The following is a 17,204-nucleotide window of genomic DNA, read 5'->3' as shown; positions in this document are numbered from 1 at the left end:
CACGAATCATATTTACTCTCATACCGATTCTTTTCGGTCTGCAGAATCAACAAACCGCTGTAAGGTCACGGCCCCCAGATTGACACTCATCATGAAAGATGAGTATGCCAGAGATGCTGCCAGACGTCGCGTATCGCGAGCCCAGGGAGGGACGTAATGCGGCCTCTGCAGAAAACCCGATTCAAAGTAGGGCTCCAGGGTAATCACGTCACTTAGTGCCAGCCTGCCGGCGAACAATCGCTCGATCACTTGTGGTTGATTATCTCGAATTGCAACGTTCATCAGCACATGTGTCTCCATTACGCCTTTGAGATACGCACAGTCCTTTGTAAATGCAATCTGTCCCCGGACATCTCCTCCACGAAAGATTCTCTGAGTAGATTTATAAGCCTCGAGTTCATCCTGTCCCGCCTTCAGGAACTGTTCGAAGCATTCAATGAAATCAGCACCGTCCAATGCATTTTGCAGAATTTGAATTCGCAATGCCAGACGTCGCAGACGATTGATATCCATCGAACGTGTCACAACTTCGGAAAATACAGCAATCCCCTCCTGAGTTCGGGTTGTTCGGGGAGCACCAAGTGAGAGACTTTTCAAATTCGGCTGTCGCCTCCCATTGATCGCCGTAGCCATGTGGATCAGAGCCTCATGATTGTAAAGCTGATCAAAGTCGAGATCGGAAAAAAAGGCAGACTCACGCACCCGGATACGTGTCGTCCCGGCGATTGCTTTTGAGGAGAGTTTGTTATCGACGATTACCTCGACCGCATCATCTTTGAAATATGCCTGAACCGCCTGACCTAATTTCTCAGCAAATTGATCAGCAGGGAGGTCGGCATTTGCTGGCAAGACATATGAACCCCGGTTGAGTTGATCAGTCTTTTCCAGTAGAAAGGTTGCCGCATCAACACCGGTAAACGCCTGGGTTACATAAACCTCGTCAGGTCTGCCATAAAGACTTATTGAACGCTCTGTAAACTCGGATGATCCGGCTGCCATCAACATACGCCCTGCTTCGGCATAACTTGCACCAGTCCGCCGTAAAAACTGCAGTATCGGATCATCACCGTTACATTCGTTTACGAACTCGTCTAACGCCGCGATTTGGTCGTTCCAGTCTGGAATCTGCAGTTCGACTTCGGGTAATTCCGGATGTCCGGCTCTCCAGTTTTTCAGGAAATCTGCTTCGATCGAATCAGGCCAATTGAGATACTTGAGTACCAGAAACGGTTTGGCGAGTTTCAGCAGGCGCTCATCAAGCTGTTGGATCTGCTCCTTCCAGCCCGCGTTGACAGGGGAAGGTGTGCGTCTCATCTCAGTGGCGTCTTCGCCTGGTACGATTTCAGACATGCATCAACTCGCTTTCCATCTATTGGTTCGGACATCGAACTGACTGTCGGATTCTGAACCGATGAACCTGAAAAATAGTCCTGACAATAGAAGAACTACTGCTGCAAATCATTATACGAACCGTCCAGTACTCTCAATAGCGGTGTGGGACAAACATCCTCCCTTCAAGGCTGGCAGTATCGTCGTATTCGCCCTTGGTTGACCGCTCCGGCAGTTTGACTTTTGCCTTCTTGATTTTTTCGTAGGGAACTTGACTAAGGAGATGCGAAATACAATTCAGCCGGGCACGTCGTTTGTCGTCTGACTGGAGAATATTCCAGGGGGCGTAACTGACATCCGTTGCTTCCAGCATCAAGTCACGAGCACGGGAATACTCATACCAGCGACTCCGGGAGGGGAGATCCATTGAACTGAGCTTCCACTGCCTGACCGGATCGTCGATGCGTGCTTCGAAACGACGTTTTTGCTCTTCATCACTGACTTCCAGCCAGTATTTAATGAGTTGAATCCCTGAGTCTACGATGAATTGTTCGATCATGGGACAACGTTTGAGAAACGTCTCGTGCTGTTTTTTAGTACAAAATCCCATGACATATTCAACCCCAGCCCGGTTGTACCAGCTGCGATCAAAAATCACGATCTCACCTGCCGCGGGAAAATGAGATATGTAGCGCTGAGCAAATACCTGCGACTTTTCCCGGTCAGAAGGGGCCGGCAATGCAACGACACGAAACACCCGGGGACTGACTCTTTCGGTAATCGCTTTGATTGTCCCCCCTTTCCCGGCTGCATCACGCCCCTCAAAGACGATAATGATGCGATGTCCTGTCTCTTTGACCCACTCTTGAAGCGTACATAACTCGGCCTGTAGCTTCAGTAATTCTTTTTCATAGATTTTCCGCTTGAGTTTACCAGATGATTTCTTTGACATGCGATTGTCCTATTAACTTTCAGGAGGGACGAAACTCTTGATTTCGATGACTTAAATCACGAACCGCGGCTGATACCAGCATCCCCTGTTCTGTCCGAACTGGGCTTAAACTGATTTCAACAGGAAAGATTTCACCGGACTTTCGCTGTCCCTTCAAATTAATCCCGGACCCCATAGGTCGGAAATCAGGAGATTTAAAAAAACGTGCTACATGATTGGAATGCCCCGAGCGAAACTGCTCCGGAACAAGTACATCGATTGAGCGGCCCAACAATTCTTCCCGCTGAAATCCAAAAAGTCGCTCCAGTTGCGTATTGACAAGTACGATCTGACCAGTTGAATTGACAACGACCATTCCATCAGGCGCAGACTCCAGCAACTCATGAAAAGTCTGCTCCGTCTGTTTTCGCTCAGTAATATCTCTGCCTACGAGGTAAATCGAAGACTCACCAGAAATCAGACTGGCATTCCAGAGTATCCAGCGATATGTGCCATCCCTGCAAAGACAACGATACTCAACTGCCGTAATAGACTCACCCGCCAGAATCTGATCCAGATCATCTGTTAACCGTTGATGGTCTTCCTGGAACAGGATATCCCGCACTGTCATCGTTTTCAGATCTGAATTACTCCATCCGAGAATGGTCTCCCAGGCAGGGTTTGTCTGAGACAAATTCCCACGGGCATCCAGTATCGCCAGGAGGTCGAGTGACAGGCTAAAGAATCGCTCGCGTTCCTCTTCAGTTCGTTTCCGTTCAGCCCTTTCCGAAATCCAGGTTTGTACGTGGTCAGCCAGTTCCCGCGCACTTTGTTGCCGCTGATCGCGGTTCTTGGATAGTCCCTTCAGACAGATTTGCTCCAGTTCTGTTGGGATACCAGGAACCCGCTTGCCAGGAGGCTTCGGTGTACTGTGAATGACCAGATCCAGAACTTCGACAATACTGCGTCCGCTGAAGGGAGGTTGTCCTGTCAGGATTTCATAGAGGATCGCAGCCAGGCAGTAAACATCCGTGCGATAATCAATCTGGTCAATTTTCCCGGTTGCCTGTTCCGGAGCCATGTAAGCGGGTGTCCCCAGCTTTTCTCCCTGCATGGTCTCAGAGAGGCTCTCCTCAGCGTCTTCTTCCGCAGAACCGATCACAGTATCCCTGTCAGCATCGAATAGAGGATCTCCCAGCTTTTTGGCAAGTCCCCAGTCCAGCACGATCACTTCCCCGAAGTCCCCCAGGATGACATTATCACCTTTCAAATCCCGATGGATAATTTGCCGGGAATGAGCATAGGCAATGGTCTGACAGAGGCTGACAAACTTGGATAGTAACCGAATCAGATCGGCAGTTACCCCCATTTGGTGGGATGCATCGCGTTGACTATGATATTCGTGTATATGTTGTGTGAAAGTCCGGCCTTTGATAAATCGCATCGTGTAGTAAAATTGCCCGGACTCCTCGTCCGCAGAATACTGGTAAACCGGAACAACTCCCGGATGGTCGAGTTCACCGGTTAACTGAGCTTCCCGGAAGAAACGTTCCCGATTACGGGTCGAATCTGACATAGAACTTTTCAGTTCCTTTAAAGCGATTTCACGTTGCAGTATTTCATCATAGGCAATCCAGACCTGTCCCATTCCCCCGGTAGAATAGAGTCCTTTGAGCGTAATCTGTTCGCGCAGAACCGGGGCATCCTGTTCTGCTCTTTTCAGAACCCGGCTACCCTGCCCCATCGATTTCTGATAGTCAGTAAGAACTGTCTCAAATATCGTATCAGAAGGAGCCGTTTCCCTCGCAGAACTCTCACCACTCTCGGTAGCATCAGCACCATTGATAATGGTAGCTTCTACATGAGTCTCAAGCGTTGCACATTGTTCGGTCGACAATACGTTTCGATCCATCAGGACCTGCATCAGAGACATTTTATTTTGTCGGCTCCAGACAAGGTAGCTGTCGAGTAACTGTTCTGCACTAAGAAGGTTTTTCGATAACGCAATTAACCCAAATAAATAATCTGGATTATCTTTATCAGTCCGCATTCTATGTACTCACTTTACTTTTCGAAAAACCAATAATTATTTCCGTTTTCAGATACAAAACATGGTTTAGTCAACAGAACATGGAGTGACTCTCCAGATGTCAGTAGCATACTCCGCAATTGTACGATCGCTTGAGAATTTTCCGGAAGAAGCCACGTTAAGAATTGCCATCCGTGCCCACGCATTCGTGTCATCATACAATTCCCCTACCTGTTTTTGAGTGTTCGCATAGGATGTCAGATCAGCCAGATGCATGAAGTAGTCTCCCTGAGTTAACAGCATTTCACAAATTGGTCCAAAGATTCCAGGTTCTTCCCGGCTGAAGTGATCATTTGAAATTAAATCAATCGCGGCTTGAATCTCTGGTTCATTCTCGTAATGCCACCTGGGGTCATACCAGCCACGTGAATCAGCTACCTGACTGGCAGTCAGTCCAAACAGAAAAATGTTGTCCTCACCTGCTTCTTCGGCCATTTCGATAGTGGCCCCGTCACGCGTACCGATTGTGACAGCACCGTTCATCATGAATTTCATGTTGCCGGTGCCGCTGGCCTCGTAACCGGCGGTTGAAATCTGCTCAGACACATCAGTCGCAGGAATCAGACGCTCGGCCAGAGAGACATTATAATTCGAGAGAAAGACAACCTTGATTTTTTCATTCACACCCGGATCGGAGTCGATCACCTGCCCCACATTGTTGATCAACTTGATAATCAGTTTGGCAAGTCGATACGCGGGAGCGGCTTTCCCGGCAAAAAAGAAGGTACGCTGAGGCAGATCCAAACCAGGTTCGTCCTTGAGTCGACGGTAGAGCATGACAATATGCAGAACGTTGAGCAATTGTCTCTTGTACTCATGAATCCGTTTAATCTGGCTGTCATATATGGTATTCGGGTCAATTATTCTTCCTGTGGTTTCTTTAAGCCAGGACGCAAAACGTAGTTTAGATGCCTGTTTCGCCTTCATGAATTCTGCTTGAAACCCAGAATCTTCCGCCAGTGGACGCAATCGATTGAGTTCGTTCAATTCGGTTATCCAGACATCATCAATAGATTTTGTTATCAAACTGGCAAGTTCAGGATTGGCTGACAGTAACCATCGCCGCGGAGTGACACCATTCGTCTTGTTATTGAATCGTTCCGGAAAGAGTTCTGCAAAATCAGAGACCACTTGAGTACGCAGCAATTCGGAATGAATCTGCGCCACTCCATTCGTGCTATGCGTCCCCACGATCGCAAGATTCGCCATACGGACCTGTTGGGTGGGAGAATCGTCAACAATACTCATGCGACTGACGCGCGCTTCATCGCCTGGATAATTCTGACGGACTTCTTCCAGAAAACGACGGTTTATTTCATAGATGATATTCAGCAGGCGCGGACAGACCAGTTCAAAAAATCGAACAGGCCATTTTTCCAAAGCTTCAGGCAGCAGCGTATGATTCGTGTAGGCCAGAGTATTGATTGTCTGTTTCCAGGCATCTTCCCAACCCAGCCCCGCCTCATCGAGCAGAATCCGCATCATCTCTGCAACGGCCATTGCCGGATGGGTATCATTCAACTGTATGGCAACTTTGTCAGAAAGCAGATTCCAGTCGGAATTTGTCCTGCGAAAGCGGAAAACAATATCACCCAGAGAACAGCAGACCAGGAAATATTCCTGAACGAACCGTAGTGCCTGTCCTTCCATTGTCGAATCATCGGGATAAAGAACTCGAGTGACAGTTTCTGCCAGCATGCGGCCGACAATCGCACCGACGAAATCTCCCGAACTGAATTCCCCGAAATCAAAAAAATCGGGGGAATCAGCCCGCCAGAGACGGAGAGTATTAATCGTCCGGCCGCCATAACCGACCACTGGCCGATCATAGGGAACCCCCAGTAGTCGGCTTGAATTACCGGGTATAGCCCTGAGTACACCATTCTGCAGTCGAAATGAACAACCAAGAGGGACGCCGATCGTCTCGCTGGGTTGTGCCACCTCCCAGGGATCGGGGTGAGCCAGCCAGTGGTCTGGTTGTTCAGACTGATATCCATTTTCAATCATCTGATTGAATATTCCGTAATCGTAGCGAAGACCATATCCGATGGCCGGTATCTGCAAAGTTGCCAGTGAGTCGATAAAGCAGGCGGCAAGTCTTCCAAGACCACCATTCCCCAGACCTGCATCCGGTTCGGATTCTACGACTTCTGACCAGTTCAAATTTGGATCGGACTGCAGGTCTTCCTGCACATAATTTTCAACCCCCAGGTTGATCATATTATTGACGAGGGTCCGTCCTATCAGGAACTCCATCGAGAGATAGTAGACACGCTTTGGGTTTTTCTTCTCATAAGTCTGTTCGGTCAGAATCCAACGCTGGGCCAGCAGGTCCCGCAGAGAGCGGGAAACGGCTTCAAACCTTTCTCTTTGAGATGCTTTTTTCGGCAATACGATGTGGTCGAAACAGAGATGCCGATCATAATTATCCACATGTACTGAATCCGCAAATCGATATGGTCCACACTCGTATTGATGCAGATTATCCCGTTCCGCTTTCTTTGCCATTGGTTTTCCTCATTTTCTCTGTCCAGTCAGGGCCGGAATTCAGGTTACTTCGGGAGATCAGTGTTGCTGAGACCATTCCAGATGATGTTTTTTTATAATTTCTATCGCCTCGTCTGCAGTACCCACGCAGTATGGAATATCTATATCTTCGGGATTCGCGAGAGGCGGTTGTGTACTTTCCAGATGGGTTCTAGCCCAGTCTACAAGGTCACTCCACATCTGACCGACCAGAATTAATGGCGTCCCCTGGATGTGCTTCACCTGCAACAGTTGCCAGATCATCATCAGTTCGAGTACAGTTCCGATTCCTCCGGGTGCTACAATGTAGGCATCTGAAGTCAAAACAAAGTGATGTAGTCGGGTAAAGAATGTTTTATGTTCGAATGCCTGTTCCACGAAGGCATTCACTTCCTGTTCAAACGGCAGTTGAACTCGAATTCCCATGGAATGACTTTCATCAGAGGGGGCTGCCAGCGAACTCCCTTCATTAGCAGCTTGCATGAGTCCTGGGCCACCTCCTGTGATGATGTCACACCCCAGTTCGGTCAAAGCCGTTGCCGCTCGTTTGACTTCATCGTAAGCAAACGAACCTGGTTGTGCCCGCGCCGAACCAAAAATGGTTACTCGGTAACGTTCCTGTTTCGATGGCTTGAGCCGCGTCAGATTATTTACGGTCTCCCAGAGATTGAACACAGAATCTACCAGAATTTTTTTGACAGCATCCTCATCTGCCAGACTGACGGTTCCTGATTCATTCTCATTTTTTCTGTCCGAGTTCATCAATTGCTCCACAATTCAAATACTGGCATAGAGCAGCACTACACTGCGATTTGCAGCCAGATACCTGTCAGTCATAATTTCAGGGGCATCTTCCAGTTCTACAATATCCTCAGGTGATTCGAGAGAGGTATCGATCCAGCGTCGCCACCTGTTTTCCTCAAGTTGCGGCAACTCAAATTCCAGAGACTCCCAGTATGCATTCATGATCAGATAAAACTGCATCTCGTTAGTCGTAAGAGTGGCCTGGAAAGCCAGACTGTGTGAATGATCGCTCCAGTCAGGCCTGTCTAATTGGGTACCGTGCCAGGCTTTCTTTGCATTACTGAGCAGGGCATTCAGGCTCACAGGAAACTGTTCGTGTGACAACTCGCGTTGAGAACGTCTGGCACAAAGCAATCTGACAAATCGGTACAAGTCGGTATGCTGCTCCAAAAGTGACCAGTCAAACCAGCTGATCTCATTATCCTGACAATAGGCATTATTGTTTCCCTGTTGAGTTCGACGTACCTCATCCCCCATTAAAATCATTGGTACTCCGAGTGATAACAAAGTACTCGCCAAAAAGTTTTTAATCTGTCGATTACGTAATTGCTCAATTTGTGGATCAGTCGTGGGTCCCTCTACACCACAATTCCAGCTTCGATTGTCGTTCGAACCGTCACGGTTGTCTTCGCCGTTTGCCGCGTTATGTTTTTCGTTATAAGAGACGAGATCGTTTAAAGTGAAACCGTCATGGCACGTCACAAAGTTGATGGTGTGTTCTACTTCCCGTTCCTTATGGCCATAGATTTCCGGGCTTCCGACCATGCGGTCAGCGGCACTACGAACGGAACCGGAAGCTCCGATGAAAAAATCACGAATGTCATCACGAAATCTGCCATTCCATTCATTCCAGGCATCTCCCACAAAACTTCCTACCTGGTAGAGACCGGCTGCGTCCCATGCTTCTGCGAGTAACTTTGTCCCTGCCAGTGCCGGCTCAGATTCAATGTCCCATAAGACTGGAGGGTTGGGATGTGGTTTTCCACTTTCGTCTCGGGAGAGAATCGACGCCAGATCAAAGCGGAACCCATCGACGTGCATCTCTTCGACCCAATATCGTAAACTGTCTACAATCATGCGGCGGACCACCGGATGATTGGCATTCAGCGTATTTCCACAGCCTGAGAAGTCGGCGTAGCGTGCTCCCCCCTCCTCCAGGATATAATAGGTGCGGTTATCAATGCCACGGAAACTGAGTGTCGGTCCCTGTTCATCACCCTCGGCTGTATGATTGAATACGACGTCCAGAATTACTTCTATACCAGCACGATGTAGTGCCTTCACCATGTCTCGGAATTCATCTACCGGCCCCAGATGATCTAACCTTGAACTGTAGCCAGGGTGTGGTGCGAAAAAGGAAATGGGCGCATACCCCCAGTAATTCACCTTACAAGGGGGGCAGTCTTGTGGGTCAAAATGAAAAACGGGAAGCAGTTCAACCGCGGTCACCCCCAGTTCCTGCAGATAGGGGATTTTTTCGATCAAACCGGCATAGGTCCCTCGCTTATCCGCAGTCAGACCGGAATTCGGATGACGCGTAAATCCTCTTACATGGAGCTCATAAATGATCGTACGTGAAGCGGGCGTATTGAGTGGCAGATCACCTTCCCAGTCGTAATCATGTGGATCAACAACGACCCCCTTGATTGCCGTTGCGGTATTGTCACCAGGTTCGTAAGCCAGTGTTCTTTGATAATCTTGTGGAACAGCCACTCCCCTGGCATAAGGATCGAGCAAAAGCTTATTTGAATCAAAGGCCAGACCACTGGAGAGATCTGTCGGCCCGTCGATGCGATAACCGTAGAGTTGCCCCGGCTTCACATCGGGAACAAAGACATGCCAGTAGAAATAAGACCGGTTCTCTGCGGGGTTAAGCCGGATCACGCGTGCTGGGGAACCATCATTCACACCGTCAAATAAAAGCAATTCAACTTCAGCTGCAGTACGTGAATAAAGACTAAAATTGACACCATCTTCAACGACAGTCGCTCCGAGCGGAGAACTTCTACCAGTCGTTCGATCTGGCAAGTCGGAAGAAGTACTGATTTTGCGGGATTCACTTTTCACAACATGCCCCTTTCCTACCAGTTCATCACCCTTAATTTCAGATTGGGGCTGTTTAGACATGATGATCACTCTGTTACTTTCAGCTCAAGCTCTTCAAATCCCCGGCGTCATGTCACACTTGCGTCCTGCCGTTCCAGTAGGTTAAAAATCTCATTCTTGAATTTCTCATACTCTGGTGAATCAGGTGGGCTGTAATTCCAGTTTTTATACACCCCCGTCACTCGAGTAAAATAATCGCGGGCCTGATCCCGATTTTCAAAGACATACTCGGTATCAATAAATTTCCTGATCATCCGCAGGCTTTCCAGTTGTCGTTCTCGCGGCATACAGGAGTCGGTCTCGTCAAATGCGTCCTGTTGCAGATAGGCCATGTCCAGCAAAACCGATTTCTGCCATATGATAAAGTCCTCTAAGGTGATACCTTCTTCACCCGTCACCTGCATCATCTGGTTAATTGAATCACCTTCCTTCAGTAATTCATGAAGTCGTTTTACATCTCGAACCCAGTTTGGTTCGAGATTGGAAGACAACCACGGAGCAAGCTGGTCCAGGTATCGTGACCAGGAAATGAGTGGATCAATCGCTGGATAAAACCGCTTATACGCGCGATCGTAGGATAGACCGAGGAATGTCTTAACAGTGCCCAGGGTGGACTGTGTGACCGGTTCCTCGAAGTTTCCTCCAGCCGGCGACACTGTTCCGATCATTGTCAGGCTGCCATCCGTACCATCAGGGCAATGAATCACACCGGCCCGTTCGTAGACACTCTTTATCGAAGAATCGAGATAAGCCGGAAATGCTTCTTCCCCTGGAATCTCTTCCATACGTCCTGATGTCTCACGCATGGCTTGTGCCCAGCGTGACGTTGAGTCGGCAATCAGTAAAACATTTAAACCCATCTGTCGATAATATTCGGCAATCGTGATTCCCATATAGATTGAGGCTTCACGCGCTGCGACAGGCATCGAAGATGTATTGCAGATAATAATGGTCCGGTCCATTAAAGTGCCGCCGGTACGAGGATCTGTAGTTTCCGGGTAGAGTGTGATCGTTTCCACAACTTCTCCGGCCCGTTCACCGCAGGCGACAACGACGACGATATCAACGCTCGCATAGCGGGCTATGCTACTTTGCAACACAGTCTTACCAGCACCGAAGGGGCCCGGGATACAACCTGTTCCACCACGGGCCACAGGAAAGAATGTATCGATGATGCGTGTGCCCGTGGTTAATGGTTCCTGTGAGTAGAGTCGTTCAGCAAACCGTTTGCGAATCAGGGGATCGGGAATTGACCTGCGGACAGGCCATTGCTGATTCATTAGCACTTCACGTTCCGTGCCTTGAGATTGAATCCGTGCGACAGGATCTCTCAGTGTAAAATTGCCTTCTCCAATCCAGGTGACGGTGACCGGCGACGGTTCATTGAAGGGCACGAAGATCTTGTGGACAATTGGCCCCTCTGGAACGGTCCCCAGTATGCCCCCGGGCGGGACGCGGTCTCCTGCCGAGACCTGGGGAGTGAATTTCCACTCACAATCCATGTCTAAAGGTGGTACCGCCACTCCTCTAGGCAGAAAAAAACCGTACTGATCTGCAACTGTAGCAAGTGGATTCTGTAGCCCATCGAATACATTCGCCAGCAGACCGGGGCCCAGAGTTGCTGCGAGCATTTCACCTGTCATTTCCACCTGATCACCGACACGAACCCCAGTAGTGTCTTCAAACACCTGCATGTCGGCGGTCCGTCCACGAATACGCAAAACTTCTGCCTTAAGCCGTTCGTCGCCGACACAGATGTAACCGACTTCGTTTTTACGAACTGCAGTCTGTTCATCGAACTCGATCAGAACGAGACTCTCTCGGACTTCAACTACGGTCGCTGTATGATGAATGTGGGAGTCAGTTGTTTTCGACATGCGTCACCTGATCGATTAATTCTTTGAAACGTGTTTTCCCTCGGTCCGCATCAGATTTGAGCCACGTTTCCAGTATGTTCCATTTGAAAACGTAGGCAAAGACTGCTTCAAAACCAAACATACGGTGTTCGGCACACTGAGTCAGACGTCTCCAGGCGACGTCCATCAGTAACTGCTCCAACCCCAGAGCATCTTCCGAGTCATAGTACTTACATGCCTGGCTGAACCAGGGATGTAGAAACGCTAAACCAAAATGAGGGACATCCCAGTTCCGACGGATCATGTGTGCCCGTGGTGCGATCCCCCAGGAGTCGGAAAGTTCATCCAAGTCTACTCCCCTGCGTTTATGACGCACCGCAGCAAGCATTGTCTGCTGTTCCAGCCGAAAACCGACGTAGTTTCTGAGCTCGCCATTCAGATCATGTGACATTAGCTTTTCAAATTCCTGGACGATGGTCTCATCTGTAATCTCCAATACCTGCTCAGGACGCCAGCTGACAAGTGTAAGAGCTGCCTGTAATTGTCGGGAATGTTCAGAATTCAGCAGCTTCAGTCTCTGCCGCAATCTGAGTTCGGTAATCGGCAATCGTTCCGCTCGAGTGAAATGCGGTATTCGAGGCAGGCTGGCTATCAAGTCGTAATACATCTTTTGATTTCCTGTTACTCTTTACCTTCGAGTATCGACTTGAAACGTGGAATCATTCGTTGAGCAATTAACTGTGAAACGGCACGATCAGACAAGTCAATTTCGAGTTTATCATCGACGAGCAAGACGCGCACGCCCCCCTTGATTTCATCGTCTGTCGCCAGCTCCAGTCCCTCACGCAGCATCTCACTCGATAATCCCAGGATTGCCTGACGGGCCTCATCCTCAAAGGCAGGTTCTCCATCCAACAGACTCTGTGATACTTTTACCTGGATCGTCTTGTCTTTGATGAATTCATCAACGGCATGCCCTGACAAGACTAGAACGATGTCGCGTACCAGCTCTTTATCTTGAGTTTCAGAAACGACCAGTCGCTCGACGAACTCTTCAAAGCGGGTCACGATCCGCGATTTCAGTTCCAGGACAGTGTCACGGACAGCCAGCTGAAGTGCATCCATCGAAGCCGCTCGAAAAGCTTCGATTTCGTTGCGGGACCTGGATTGTTCGGCTGCCGCTTCTGACTTTGCCCGATCAATAATTTCAGCTGCCTGCTTCCGGGCAGCCTGTAACAATTGATCTGCTTCTTCCTGGGCTGATTGTACCCCCTGATTTCGAATCTGATCAATCAGTTGCTGCACGCCAGAGGTTGTGGTCGTGGAAGTATTCATTTTATTTCCCTTCATCTCAAACTCAGCTTATTCAGGTAAACGACCTGCCAAAACCAGGGCAAATACGAAAGCGAACACGGCAAACCCTTCGATTAAAGCAGCTGGTGCCAGTGAAATCCCGAAAACTTCCGCCTTACTCTTGGAGGCATTGATCGCAGAAGCACAGGCAGTACCTTGTGAAATTGCGCTAAACATCAATGCCAGACCTGCCAGGACACCGAGGGCAAATATCCCCGGCGAGTTTCCCGCACTGATTTTTTCCGGGAGCGCCATAGTCACCACGATTCCATAAATCGTCTGTGAAGAAGGCATGGCTGCCACCCCGACGAACCGGCCATAACCGCTTTCAACTTCAAGCATGGCCCCACAAGCGGCCATACCGCCTCGCAGACAACCGATCATACTACCGATCGCCCCCAGTGCCAGCGGCGCATATAGACCAATCCAACCCATAGTGAGTATCATTTCCATAAGGAATCTTCCTTTCGCCGGAAGGGGATAAACTGTCGCCCTTCGTCTTTTAATCCCCAGTTGAAAAACTCGATGACGTTTAATCTCAGGCCGTGAATGACTCCGCTGGACACGCCCAGCAACAGATTCAGGGCATGTCCAAACACAAGAATCAACACGGACAATAACAGCCCGAATCGAGGCATGCTGCTACGGATTCCTGCTGCCATGTCATTGAAAGCCAGTGCCAGTGAAGCCGAAGCCAGTCCCAGCGCGAACAGTCGCAGATAGCTCAGAATGTCTCCGAACGCAGAAGAAATTCTTGTCAAACCAAGAAACCCCTGTACCAACCGTCTGAGGGGCTTTTCATGCGGTGCGGTATATCCGAATACAAGCAGGAGACCTGCTGCCATCGCTGAAAATCCAATATACTTTAAGATTACAAAGTTTTGTACGACGGCTCCAGCAGCGACCAGCAGACCACCGCATACCGCAGCAGCCCAACCCACTGAAGCCATTCTGTCGATCCAGTTCGGGTACCGTCTGGCATTCATGACATTTGCCAGTACAACGTGCACTCCGCCAACAAGAACCGAAATCCCCATCATCAAGTTTGAGTTATTCATATCCAGCAGATGTAAATGACCGAGGATTGACTGCGGTGAAGGAGCAATCCCGAAATAGCTTCCCACAAGGACGCCGTACCCAAGAGACATGATCACAATCAATGACAGCAGAGGGCGATAACGCTGCCCAGACTCCGAGCGTCCCAATCGGCGCCAGTAGGCCAGTAATCCCAGCCCCAGGAGAGCCGCATAGCCAGCATCGGCCAGAATCATCCCGAAAAAGATGGCAAAGGAAATCAGAACCGTGCTGGACGGGTCCCATGTCCAGTAACCAGGCGTCATGTAAAAGGTAACCAGATCTTCTCCCGACACTGTCCGGGGAGGATTTCGCATCAGTGTCGGCGGCTTATCTTCGGCAGTGGGAGGGCGACTCTGAAATACCAGTCCCTCTCCGGATGCATAATCCGCCAGCTCTGCAACATGTTCCTGGGGGACCCAGGCTTCCAGAGCAAACAGAGAACCTGATTCGAGTGTCCGTTTTGCAGCGCGTGCGCGAGCGTCAGCATCCTCAAGTCGGGCGAGATTTCTGGCAAACAGCGTGCACCAGCGCGTCAGGTAGGTTCTTTCAGCTTCGATATCAACAATAGCCAGTTCGACTTCGTCCAATCGTTGAACCATTTCTTCAGGTGAACGGGAACCGATATGCTCTCGCTGTACTGGCATCGATTCGGGTTTCGTTTCCGACACAACAACGACGTAACAGAATCGCTGATCCCGGTTGATGATATCCCACGTGTAAGGACTTGCCTCAACCGCCGGCATATCTTTGTGAGACACAACATAAAACCACAGCCGACGCCCTCCCAGTTCACTTAGCTCAGGAAACTGGAATTTCCCCCATGGTTTCGCAATTTGCAATCTGAGCAGCAGGTCATCCCGTTCTGACTCCAACGCACGTAGATTTTTCTGCAGTTCAAGAGCCCTTTGTTCGACGTCCAGAGCGTTGAAGCGGCTCTCATCGCTCACCTGACTCCGATGCTGGGGACAGGTCAGAAGAAACCTCAGTGCTTCTGTAGCATCACTTTCCTGTTCCCCGATCTGAGGAGAGGAAGCATCCCCCTCCAGCGGTATTAATTCAAGGCAGCCTCGTTCATGGAGATCATCCAGCAAGCGTTCCCGATCGGCTGTCATTCCGATAAATGTCACCTTTTCCAGAGGAATCAGACTCATTCGCCCCCTCCCTCTGAGTACTGTACGCTGCCGACCTGTTTTTGCTTTGCCAGCTTGGCGGTCACAACGGCAGCCCGTTCAGCATCCCCCAGATAGATACGGATTCGCTGGATATTTTTTTTAGCGGTCGGAATCAGGATCTTATCAAACAGATTGACCCTTTGGGTAATTCGACGGACTGCGGCTTTCAAAATCTGCACGCGTTCTTCAGCAATCCGTATTCGAACACGTGCTTCAGCAGCGGCTTTCAATCGTTCCACCAGAATATCTACCCAGGCGGGCGTTCCCAGGCGCGAATAATCCGATATCTCAAATTTGACGTGTTCCAGAACAGGTAGCCTTGTTCCGACGACATTCTGTTCTCCAACTTGATAGCCTGTCATCCGCACCAGACCGGTCAAATCAAAATCCTCATCTGCCAGCATGGGTAATTCCTGACCGATACGTGTTTCCAGGGACTCTGCAGCAGCCAGGGCTGCCTCATATTCTGCGCGGGCCTTTTGCGCCTCGACTGTCAGCTGACGGCGTTTGAGATCCAGCGAGGGCAATAATTTCTCGTACAGCTTTAGTTGCTGCTGCTGTTGCTGAAGTGAATTTTTGCTGAGTCGCAGTTTTGCCATCGTTCAGATACTACAGGTCTTTACCAGTCTGACTGGGTTGTTGAGGAAAATATTTATCAACGAGATTCTGTTTCATCAGCAGTTCCTGCGGTTCGAAGCATTCCGCCAGTGTCTGCCAGCACAGGTCCAGAGCCTCAATGACTCCCATGGAAACCCGGATATCCATGAACCGCTTTCGAAACAAATTACCAAACTTCAGCAATTTATGATCAAACGGTGAGAGTTCGAATGCCATCGCCTGTTTGCGCTGCGCTTCGGTTGCTTCGGAATAAAAACGAATCATGGTATTCATGATCTGTGAATGATCTTCGCGGGTCGATTTCCCAATCACGTGCTGCTTCAACCGTGACAACGATCCGAAGGGATCAATCACTCCTCCATGGAGATAAAACTGGCCTTCGGTGATATAGCCGGTATTGTCAGGAACCGGGTGTGTGACATCATCTCCCGGCATTGTCGTTACGGTCAGAATGGTCACGGAACCGGCGCCTTTAAAATCACATGCCTTCTCGTAACGTTGTGCCAGCTGAGTATAAAGATCCCCCATATAACCACGCACGGCGGGAATTCGCTCCTGTGCAACGCCGATTTCCTTCATGGCATCTGCATATGCCGTCATATCCGTCAACAGGACAAGCACGCGCTTGTTTTCTTCGACGGCAAATTTTTCTGCGACAGCGAGTACCATATCAGGCACCAGCAGGCGTTCAACCAGAGGATCTGAAGCCTGATTGACGAACATAACCGTTCTCGCAAATACGCCGTGCTCCTCAAAAGCGGTCCGAAAGAAGTGGTAATCATCAAAGATCAGTCCGAGGCCGCCAAAAACCAGAACATCTGCATCTGCCTGAAAACCGATTCGTGCCAGCAGCTCACTATGTGGTTCTCCCGCGATTGAGAAAATCGGGATTTTCTGACTTTCAACCAGGCAGTTGAACAAGTCGATCATGGGTACCCGGGTTTCGATCATTTTGGAAGGCATGACACGTTTGACGGGATTTACGGTCGGACCGGCGACTTTGACGTGCGGATCACCTGAGAGGTCGGGGCCTCCATCCATCGGCTCTCCTGATCCGCGAAAAATTCTACCCAGAATATTAGGGGAATACACCACATCAAGAGGTCGACCGAGGAACTGAACCGTGGCGTCAGTGGAAAGCCCTTTTCCGCCGGCAAAAACCTGCAGGCTGGCGACATCACGCTGTAAACCAATCACACGCGCCAGAGACTGCTCGCCATTCGTATTCTCGACCACAGCCATGTCACCAAGTGCCACGTCCCTGGCGCGGAGTCGAATCACATCGCCAACGATTTCGTTAATGCGAGTGTAACGGATCAACTGGTGTAAATCTTGATACACTT

Annotated in this window: 13 protein-coding genes; all 13 read right to left on the bottom strand. The window is 49.6% G+C overall.

Features of this window, described 5'->3' with window-relative positions; genetic code table 11:
• Nucleotides 1-18: 18 nt before the first annotated feature.
• Nucleotides 19-1,350 carry a flavohemoglobin expression-modulating QEGLA motif protein gene (locus tag ACN0YN_RS01460; RefSeq protein ID WP_417383198.1) on the bottom strand — a complete coding sequence of 444 codons (1,332 nt, stop codon included), beginning with the start codon at nt 1,348-1,350 and terminating at the stop codon, nt 19-21.
• A 133-nt stretch (nt 1,351-1,483) separates the two neighbouring features.
• Complete coding sequence (gene ppk2, locus ACN0YN_RS01455; RefSeq protein ID WP_417383197.1) at nt 1,484-2,281, bottom strand: polyphosphate kinase 2; 798 nt, start codon at nt 2,279-2,281, stop codon at nt 1,484-1,486.
• A gap of 19 nt (nt 2,282-2,300) precedes the next feature.
• Nucleotides 2,301-4,193: a PAS domain S-box protein gene (locus ACN0YN_RS01450; protein WP_417383196.1), complete on the bottom strand. Its 1,893-nt coding sequence runs from the start codon at nt 4,191-4,193 to the stop codon at nt 2,301-2,303.
• A gap of 183 nt (nt 4,194-4,376) precedes the next feature.
• Complete coding sequence (locus tag ACN0YN_RS01445) at nt 4,377-6,857, bottom strand: glycogen/starch/alpha-glucan phosphorylase (protein ID WP_417383195.1); 2,481 nt, start codon at nt 6,855-6,857, stop codon at nt 4,377-4,379.
• 57 nt (nt 6,858-6,914) lie between these two features.
• Nucleotides 6,915-7,637, bottom strand: coding sequence for an LOG family protein (locus tag ACN0YN_RS01440; RefSeq protein WP_417383194.1), 723 nt, complete (start codon nt 7,635-7,637; stop codon nt 6,915-6,917).
• 15 nt (nt 7,638-7,652) lie between these two features.
• Complete coding sequence (glgX, locus tag ACN0YN_RS01435) at nt 7,653-9,806, bottom strand: glycogen debranching protein GlgX (protein WP_417383193.1); 2,154 nt, start codon at nt 9,804-9,806, stop codon at nt 7,653-7,655.
• 47 nt (nt 9,807-9,853) lie between these two features.
• Nucleotides 9,854-11,662 carry a V-type ATP synthase subunit A gene (locus tag ACN0YN_RS01430; RefSeq protein ID WP_417383192.1) on the bottom strand — a complete coding sequence of 603 codons (1,809 nt, stop codon included), beginning with the start codon at nt 11,660-11,662 and terminating at the stop codon, nt 9,854-9,856.
• Entirely contained in the window at nt 11,646-12,308 is a 663-nt protein-coding gene (locus ACN0YN_RS01425) for a DUF2764 family protein (RefSeq protein WP_417383191.1), read from the bottom strand. Before ACN0YN_RS01425 ends, ACN0YN_RS01430 begins: the two co-directional genes overlap by 17 nt.
• Before the next feature lie 14 nt (nt 12,309-12,322).
• Nucleotides 12,323-12,976, bottom strand: a complete 654-nt coding sequence (locus ACN0YN_RS01420; RefSeq protein WP_417383190.1) for a hypothetical protein — start codon at nt 12,974-12,976, stop codon at nt 12,323-12,325.
• Nucleotides 12,977-13,003: 27 nt separating this feature from the next.
• Entirely contained in the window at nt 13,004-13,447 is a 444-nt protein-coding gene (locus ACN0YN_RS01415) for an ATP synthase subunit C (protein ID WP_417383189.1), read from the bottom strand.
• The gene (locus ACN0YN_RS01410) at nt 13,438-15,222 is read right to left on the bottom strand and encodes a V-type ATP synthase subunit I (RefSeq protein WP_417383188.1); all 1,785 of its coding nucleotides are present in this window, start codon (nt 15,220-15,222) and stop codon (nt 13,438-13,440) included. Before ACN0YN_RS01410 ends, ACN0YN_RS01415 begins: the two co-directional genes overlap by 10 nt.
• Entirely contained in the window at nt 15,219-15,842 is a 624-nt protein-coding gene (locus tag ACN0YN_RS01405; protein ID WP_417383187.1) for a V-type ATP synthase subunit D, read from the bottom strand. Before ACN0YN_RS01405 ends, ACN0YN_RS01410 begins: the two co-directional genes overlap by 4 nt.
• A 10-nt stretch (nt 15,843-15,852) precedes the next feature.
• Nucleotides 15,853-17,202 carry a V-type ATP synthase subunit B gene (locus ACN0YN_RS01400; RefSeq protein WP_417383186.1) on the bottom strand — a complete coding sequence of 450 codons (1,350 nt, stop codon included), beginning with the start codon at nt 17,200-17,202 and terminating at the stop codon, nt 15,853-15,855.
• Nucleotides 17,203-17,204: the final 2 nt, after the last annotated feature.

It is taken from the genome of Gimesia sp. (assembly GCF_048260065.1).
Taxonomy (GTDB): Bacteria; Planctomycetota; Planctomycetia; order Planctomycetales; family Planctomycetaceae; genus Gimesia.
The sequence above is the reverse complement of the archived record's forward strand: the minus strand, read 5'-3'. Positions and strand labels throughout refer to the sequence as shown.

Bases quoted from the DNA above. Each gene is read 5' to 3' on its own strand.
- ACN0YN_RS01460 (WP_417383198.1), bottom strand. From the start codon at position 1,350: ATGTCTGAAATCGTACCAGGCGAAGACGCCACTGAGATGAGACGCACA.
- ppk2 (WP_417383197.1), bottom strand. From the start codon at position 2,281: ATGTCAAAGAAATCATCTGGTAAACTCAAGCGGAAAATCTATGAAAAA.
- ACN0YN_RS01450 (WP_417383196.1), bottom strand. From the start codon at position 4,193: ATGTCTCTGATGCAGGTCCTGATGGATCGAAACGTATTGTCGACCGAA.
- ACN0YN_RS01445 (WP_417383195.1), bottom strand. From the start codon at position 6,857: ATGGCAAAGAAAGCGGAACGGGATAATCTGCATCAATACGAGTGTGGA.
- ACN0YN_RS01440 (WP_417383194.1), bottom strand. From the start codon at position 7,637: ATGAACTCGGACAGAAAAAATGAGAATGAATCAGGAACCGTCAGTCTG.
- glgX (WP_417383193.1), bottom strand. From the start codon at position 9,806: ATGTCTAAACAGCCCCAATCTGAAATTAAGGGTGATGAACTGGTAGGA.
- ACN0YN_RS01430 (WP_417383192.1), bottom strand. From the start codon at position 11,662: ATGTCGAAAACAACTGACTCCCACATTCATCATACAGCGACCGTAGTT.
- ACN0YN_RS01425 (WP_417383191.1), bottom strand. From the start codon at position 12,308: ATGTATTACGACTTGATAGCCAGCCTGCCTCGAATACCGCATTTCACT.
- ACN0YN_RS01420 (WP_417383190.1), bottom strand. From the start codon at position 12,976: ATGAATACTTCCACGACCACAACCTCTGGCGTGCAGCAACTGATTGAT.
- ACN0YN_RS01415 (WP_417383189.1), bottom strand. From the start codon at position 13,447: ATGGAAATGATACTCACTATGGGTTGGATTGGTCTATATGCGCCGCTG.
- ACN0YN_RS01410 (WP_417383188.1), bottom strand. From the start codon at position 15,222: ATGAGTCTGATTCCTCTGGAAAAGGTGACATTTATCGGAATGACAGCC.
- ACN0YN_RS01405 (WP_417383187.1), bottom strand. From the start codon at position 15,842: ATGGCAAAACTGCGACTCAGCAAAAATTCACTTCAGCAACAGCAGCAG.